We start from the raw sequence: 6,253 nt of genomic DNA, 5'->3' as shown, positions 1-6,253 counted from the left end.
GATGTCATGCGCAACGCCAATCCTGCTGTCCGGTCCGCTCGGTCACGTTGCCGAAACGACCGGTCACGTTGCCGAAATCGCCGGTCACGATCCCGAAACGGCTGGTCACCTTCATCCGAAATACGCAGCCGAACCGGGAGTGGGCACGTTCGGAAGCCTTCTCGAACTCACCTGGAACGGCCAAAAGCCGCTCGACGTCGGCAACGGAGAAGTCCGCAGCTTCATCGAAGACGGCGATGAGTTGACATTGCTCGGCTGGTGCCAAGGAGATGGCTATCGTGTCGGATTCGGCGTATGCGTCGGCGAAATTTTGCCCGCGCTCGAGACGGCTGAGGTGGAAACTGTCGCATGAAGTTGTACAGCTACTTCCGCAGCCCGGCCTCCTATCGTGTGCGCATCGCGCTAGCGCTTAAGGGGTTGCCGTTCGAGTATGCAGCGGTGCACTTGCTGAAGGATGGTGGCCAACCGGCCGCAGGCAAAGCGAACACGGAACCGTCTTGTCAGCAGTCGGGTACGGAGACGTCAGCGTCGAACTGATAGCGGCCTCAGCGTAGTCGCTGGACGCCGAGCTGCAGAAATCGGTTACCAAGTCGTCGCCTGAAACCAAGACGACCTTGCCAGCCGACGTATCCGACAGTGTCTGGCTTCGCTTCGACAAACTGAAGTAGCCGTGGTGAAGTTCGTGGTCGCAAACGCCGCAGTAACGACCTTCGTAGGAATTTGCCATGCTCATTTCTCCCCGTTGAATTCCCCAGCCGGTGTAGCCTCAACCGAATGAAGAGGAGTCTAGATGGCGATTGAGACGCGGCGCGTCTCAATGTCGCACAACGCTGGTGCTTCGCGAGTGTGTAGTCGCGTCAGGTGGCTTGGCTTGGCTTAACTGCGGAGTTGCTGACATGAACGATGCCGAAATGGTCTCAATCGAAGATGCGGCGAAGATTTTGTTTGTCAGGAGGTCTCACGTGCGGCGACTCATGGCAGAAGGAAAACTATCGAGCACACGTGACAATTGCTTGCTGCTCGACGAGGTTCTTGCCTACAAAGCGAGGCAGAAGGCGGAGGCCAGTAAATTTCTCGACTGGCACGCCGACGAGTTCGGCGACGAACAGCCGTGAGTTAATCGATGGGGCGAGCTCGCGCAACCATCCCTGAAAGACCTTCGAGGCGGGCCGGCGCGTCGAAGTCATGCCGCTAAATGCACCATGTTTCGTGTGTCAAATAGGATACGTTGCTGCCGAAATCGGAGATAACGTTCAACATAAGGCACGTTAACACTGCTCTTCTTGAGGCATTAGGTGGCGCATGGACCTGTTCGAGCTGGGAGAAGCGTTTCGGGCCGCCCGGATTGCTTCAAACAAGACTCAGCAAGAAATTGCAGAACTGAGCGGCATTACTCGGGCGCGGATTAGCCGCTTTGAAACAGGCCAGCTGGTCGAACTCGGCGCCGTCAAGCTGCTGAGTCTCTTCGAGGCGGTCGGGCTTGAGCTGTTTGCTCGTCCGATAGGCCATGGGCGCACACTTGACGACGTCCTTGCCGAACAGCGAGCGGCTGCTCTTTCCGTCGGCGAACCGCCGCGACGCGTCCGAGTTCGCCACTCGAAGGCCAACGTCAAGGTCACGCGAAGCGACCGAACGGATGGGACAAATTAGGCCCGCTGAGCGGTACCGTTCGGTTAGTGCGAGCAGCGGTCTATACGTGCGCTCGTGCGGCTGCTGATATCTTTAGACGAATGTTATGACGATGGACTCGACAGGTTGGCCGCCGGCGAGATGGCACGGGAAGGACGGTCGAGTGGCTATTTGATTGGTGAAGCCCTTCGCACCAGATGGACCCGGCAGTGACGGCGTGCGTCGGAGCTTGCCAATAAGGCGTTTTACCGCGAAGCGTTTCTGAACAGCCGTTGGGGAAAAAATCTTGGCCGCAGGCGGGGTGGGGCCTCGCTTCCATCAGAAAAGCTGCCCATCCTTGAAGAAGCGTTCCGGCCTTTGCTAAGAGGAGTTTCCTGGCGTCTGCCCGCGTTCGGCCACAGGTCTCAGGTATCGCGAGCAAGGCACTCACCAGTATCTGCTCACTTTTGAGCAGATACTGCCTTCAAATGAGCAGATTCCCGGACTTGGGCAAATTGTGAGCAAGGAATAGGTCCGACGACTAAGGACAAAAGACCGTGCGCTCTGATGCGATGCCCCTCAATTAGGCGGTGCCTTGGGAGCACGACGGCATCTGGAGAAACGAAAATTTTGCGGAGCGCTCAACCTGCAACACATCGGCGAGCGTACCCATTCGCATATTCCATGGCACACGGGGCTCGTGTTGCGCAGTTCAGCATCTTCCGTCCGGCGACGGCCGCGACTCGCCTGCTTCCGTCAGCGAACGCCCTTCGGAAGCCGCGCGTCGTCGGCGTGGTCGGGCGGCCCAGAAATACTGAACCAGGACTTTTCGTTTAATAACGCATCCCACCGTCCGCCGGTGCGAGGAAATGCCACGATAGCGGTTCTCAGCGGAAACGGACAGTTCGTCGCGCGAAGTTTCCATGACGTGAAAGGCGTGTTATCAGTTTTACCGGGCGGCTAAATAATTCTGGCTACGGATGTGCGTCAACGTACATACATAATGATTTTGGCAGTGCCGTCGCCAACTCACGGACCTTCGTGCTGCTATTTTTAAGCTAAAGCCTAGTGGAGTTGGGCGTAACCATTTAACATACGTAAGCCATCCAAAACCATTAGGATAATATAATAATACGAATCAATGTTAACCCGAGTTTTTGGCATTTAAGGAGACATTGAATGGACGTGCTGGTCGTCGAAGATAATGAGGTGGTCGCGGACAGTCTGGCTTTCCTGCTTGACTGCTATGGTCACCGCGCCACCGTGGCGGAAGACGGAGAAAGCGCGCTCTCGCTGCTGTGCTGCCGCGCTTTCGAACTTGTCCTGCTTGACGAGAACCTGCCCGGAATCAAAGGAAGTGCTGTCGCACTGTCGATTGTCAATACGCCTTTCGCTGACCGGCCCTTCATGGTCTCCATGACTGGAGACAGTGAGGACGGCGGACTCGCGCGGCTTTTCGATGTCTGTCTGCAGAAGCCGTTCTCGCTCGAGGCACTTTTGCAAGTGATTGAAGATGCTCGAGGCTGTGATGACGCGAGCGCGAGCGCGCTCCTGGCCGCCTAGGCAGTGCTTGCTGTCTGATGCAGTTGCCCCAAGGCGGAGCTAAACGCAAGTCAGGGTTGTGCTCGTCCGGATGGTCTGGACGACCTTTTTGTCGTATATGTGCAACGGCAAGCGTGAACATATATTTATTGGTTGGCGCCACTGCACACGCGAAGGAATAGTTGTTCTTGCAACTATAACGCCAACCACAGTGGCATCCCGGCGCGCCGGCGAAAAGACAACATGGCGTCATGAGGCCGTCATGACAAATACTGGGATTCGGCCGGCACCGAAAGAACCGGTGTTGAATTGCAAAAAATATAATCTGAGAGAAGTTAGACAAATGAATCGACATACTCAAAGTATCGGTCATCTCGAGCGCAGTGTCGGCAATGACCGCCTGACGCGCGCCTTGGCCGCACGCCTCGACAGGGCATTGACACGCGCCGGCATCAGTTCGGCACGCGCAGCGAAGTGGCTGGGTGTGAGCGAATATGACGTGCAATATTGGCGAGGCGGAATCACCGTGCCGCCGCTGAACGCCTGTATTCGTCTCGCCACGGCCCTCCATCTCGATGTTCACTGGCTTTGCACAGGGCAGCCTCTTCCTCCTGATTCGCCGCGCTGTGAAATCCAGCAAACGCGAATGCGACATTAAACTTTTGTGGAGTGGATATGGCAACCGGAACTGTAAAGTGGTTTAACGACGCCAAGGGCTTCGGCTTTATCACGCCGGACGACGGCGGAGAAGACCTGTTCGCCCACTTCTCTGAGGTTCAGGGCAGCGGCTTCAAATCATTGCAGGAGAATCAGAAGGTCAGCTTCGAAGTGAAGCAGGGGCCGAAGGGCAAGCAGGCTGCCAACATCAAGCCGCTGTAACAAGCCCGACGCTCGCCTCCTAGCGATGAATGGGACGTTATGCGGCCCATTTTGCAAGACGTACGGACAATCAACCGGAGACCCCGCATGCACGACTTGCCGCATATCGAATCCTCGTCCTGCCAGGTTACCCGCAAGACGTTGCGCTTTCTCGCACGCGACGCCCGAAATCCCGGCGCAGCCTTGGTTTACTGGCTGGGTGTGAGAGAACCTTCGTTGGAGTCCAGCTTCTTCCACGCCATGCAAAAGTACGGTCCGTTGATGCAGCTGGTTCTGCCCGATGAACGTCCAGGCGTCTTCGTGAAGCGGGACGCCGTTCAGAGAGTCCAGGATTCCGGAATTCTAAAGCGACTCGTTTTCAAGGACGAGTCATCGCTCGACGTTCGATATGGCGGGCCGTGCCGCGACCTCTTCAACGAGTGAATGACCCCGTCCACGACGGTATTTTCGGGTTGTGGATTGTCATGGTCCTCTCCTGAAAAGTTGACGCCCCGATGCCTGCAACGCGCATGCCACGGCGAAAGCCCTTTTTTGCGCACGACATGCGGCGACTGCTGCCGTGACTGTTCCGCCACCTGGCTCGTGCGAGACAGTCGGAGTCCAGGGTCACAGGGCAAGCCTGGCCGGCAGATTTGCAGCCGTCTACCGGTGGTGAACGATATCCGACCGTGAGATGACGTGCGGCATGTAACGACGTAATTCTTCGTCAGCGTCCGCCGATTCTGCAGACGCTGTCTTCACCGCCTTGAAAACGCGAGCGCGCTGGGAATCTCCTCGGGTGCTGCGCGCACGATAGCTGGGCTGTTACCGTTCAACGATGAAATCAAGGACCTTATGCTGAGGCCAGAAGCGGCACGGGAAATGCGGTAACCAGGACGACGGGCTGCACCGACCTGGGTCGCAGCCGGTCGCTCTGCATACGGAGGAGCCATCATGCGAGTCGCGGCGAAAGGAATCCTGCTTATTTCGGCGTTTATGTTGAGTTTGTCCGGCGCCGTCTGCGCGCAGGGTGCGGGAACAGGTGGTGGAGGGGGCGCCGGTGCAGGCCAGGGTGGCACCGGAATGGGAACGCCGAATGCAAGCGGCGCTACAGAGTCACCATCCGGCGCGTCCGGCGCAAACACCATGGGTAAGTCGGGGGAGATGTCGCAGAAACAGATGAAGCCGAAAATGCAGAAGAAGGGGGAAATGAATGCGCCCGCCTCTGACAGCAGCGGAATGAAGAAGACTTACTGACAAGGGTGTCGCTGCGGAGGCACGCTGTTTAACCTGCAGGGCAGCCTCGCGGTCAGGAGCGTGGTGCGGCAGGACACCAGCGACGCTGGATAGCGTCCGCAACGTCGAGTGGTCGGCGCAAAGCGACAACGAAGAGGCTCCTTGCGAGCATTGCGCCGCTGTCGCTCCGCCTTCAATAATTGCAACTCGACTACGTGGTCTATGGCGGCTCTTCGTCAGCGCCATTCCAGTTTTCGTCACAGCGGCAGCCGACCCTTCAGGTCGGCTCCGCTCCCGTCGGCCTCGGATTCTTCCTCTTCTATCTGTGCGCGGGCTTGCTCCCAATACTCGTCGGCGCGACCGTCGGGGCTGCCGTCTTTTTCCCAGAGCTCGTAGGCCCGTACACGAATCTTCTCTTCCCGCGAAACGTTGTCCATTGCTCAATCCTCCAGCGATTTTTCGCGAACAGCTACTCGTGAAGTTGCTCCGCGTGCCAGTTTCACAGCGGAAGGTGAAAGCGTCGATGCGGGAGCAGACAGACCCACGCCGACAAACGTGTCGAAGCAATTGGCGTCCGAGTCATGCGTGATGACGCCACCGCGCGCTTCGCATTGACTGCCAATCTCCGCGCTGAGTGGCGGATTCTGCTTTTTCAACAGGCGCTCTTGCTCGACTCCGCCTTGAAAGTACGACGCCTGACGCACCGGCGCCGTAGGCGGCAAAGAGACAGACTATCTCCTGGACTGGTTTGATATTCGCAGCTTGCTTGCCCTTCGGCCCTATCTTCACGTCGAAGCTGACCTTATTCTCTTGCGGCGCCTTGAACCGTTCTGCGCTGATTTCCGAAAAATGAGCGAAAAGGTCTTCACCGCTGCCATCCGGCGTGATGCAACCCAAGCCCTTCGCAGCATTGAACCACTTTACGGTACCGGTTGCCATCATTGTGTCCAAAATCGAAAAGGCTGGCGGCTTCAGGTATCGCCGGTACAATCTAAGGACCTATCGCTGT

General features: G+C 57.4%; 8 protein-coding genes and 3 pseudogenes. 9 read left to right on the top strand and 2 right to left on the bottom strand.

Annotation, left to right across the window (positions count from 1 at the left end):
* From F6X42_RS44640 to F6X42_RS36565, 9 genes and pseudogenes are all read left to right on the top strand, one after another.
* Positions 1-352, top strand: a pseudogene (locus tag F6X42_RS44640) (hypothetical protein); the annotation flags it as partial.
* A pseudogene (locus F6X42_RS36600) lies at positions 349-465 on the top strand (glutathione S-transferase N-terminal domain-containing protein); the annotation flags it as partial. The pseudogenes F6X42_RS44640 and F6X42_RS36600, both read left to right, overlap by 4 nt.
* Before the next feature lie 431 nt (positions 466-896).
* Positions 897-1,115: a helix-turn-helix domain-containing protein gene (locus F6X42_RS36595; RefSeq protein WP_187638790.1), complete on the top strand. Its 219-nt coding sequence runs from the start codon at positions 897-899 to the stop codon at positions 1,113-1,115.
* A 187-nt stretch (positions 1,116-1,302) separates the two neighbouring features.
* Positions 1,303-1,650 carry a helix-turn-helix domain-containing protein gene (locus tag F6X42_RS36590; RefSeq protein ID WP_187638789.1) on the top strand — a complete coding sequence of 116 codons (348 nt, stop codon included), beginning with the start codon at positions 1,303-1,305 and terminating at the stop codon, positions 1,648-1,650.
* 1,137 nt (positions 1,651-2,787) lie between these two features.
* The gene (locus F6X42_RS36585; RefSeq protein WP_187638788.1) at positions 2,788-3,171 is read left to right on the top strand and encodes a response regulator; all 384 of its coding nucleotides are present in this window, start codon (positions 2,788-2,790) and stop codon (positions 3,169-3,171) included.
* 241 nt (positions 3,172-3,412) lie between these two features.
* Complete coding sequence (locus tag F6X42_RS36580) at positions 3,413-3,808, top strand: helix-turn-helix domain-containing protein (protein WP_246530407.1); 396 nt, start codon at positions 3,413-3,415, stop codon at positions 3,806-3,808.
* A 17-nt stretch (positions 3,809-3,825) separates the two neighbouring features.
* Entirely contained in the window at positions 3,826-4,029 is a 204-nt protein-coding gene (locus tag F6X42_RS36575; RefSeq protein WP_137333051.1) for a cold-shock protein, read from the top strand.
* 87 nt (positions 4,030-4,116) lie between these two features.
* Positions 4,117-4,452, top strand: coding sequence for a hypothetical protein (locus F6X42_RS36570; RefSeq protein ID WP_187638787.1), 336 nt, complete (start codon positions 4,117-4,119; stop codon positions 4,450-4,452).
* Between the two features lie 510 nt (positions 4,453-4,962).
* Positions 4,963-5,265 (top strand): hypothetical protein, encoded by a 303-nt coding sequence (locus F6X42_RS36565; RefSeq protein WP_187638786.1) that lies wholly within the window; start codon positions 4,963-4,965, stop codon positions 5,263-5,265.
* 236 nt (positions 5,266-5,501) lie between these two features.
* Here F6X42_RS36565 and F6X42_RS36560 read toward each other — a convergent pair whose 3' ends face one another.
* Together F6X42_RS36560 and F6X42_RS44635 are read right to left on the bottom strand one after the other, a co-directional pair.
* Complete coding sequence (locus F6X42_RS36560; protein WP_187635650.1) at positions 5,502-5,681, bottom strand: DUF2934 domain-containing protein; 180 nt, start codon at positions 5,679-5,681, stop codon at positions 5,502-5,504.
* Positions 5,682-5,985: 304 nt separating this feature from the next.
* Positions 5,986-6,183 (bottom strand): annotated as a pseudogene (locus tag F6X42_RS44635) (cold-shock protein); the annotation flags it as partial.
* Positions 6,184-6,253 lie beyond the last annotated feature (70 nt).

The sequence above is a fragment of the Paraburkholderia podalyriae genome (assembly GCF_014397785.1).
Classification (GTDB): domain Bacteria; phylum Pseudomonadota; class Gammaproteobacteria; order Burkholderiales; family Burkholderiaceae; genus Paraburkholderia; species Paraburkholderia podalyriae.
This window is presented reverse-complemented; position numbering and strand designations above follow the sequence as displayed.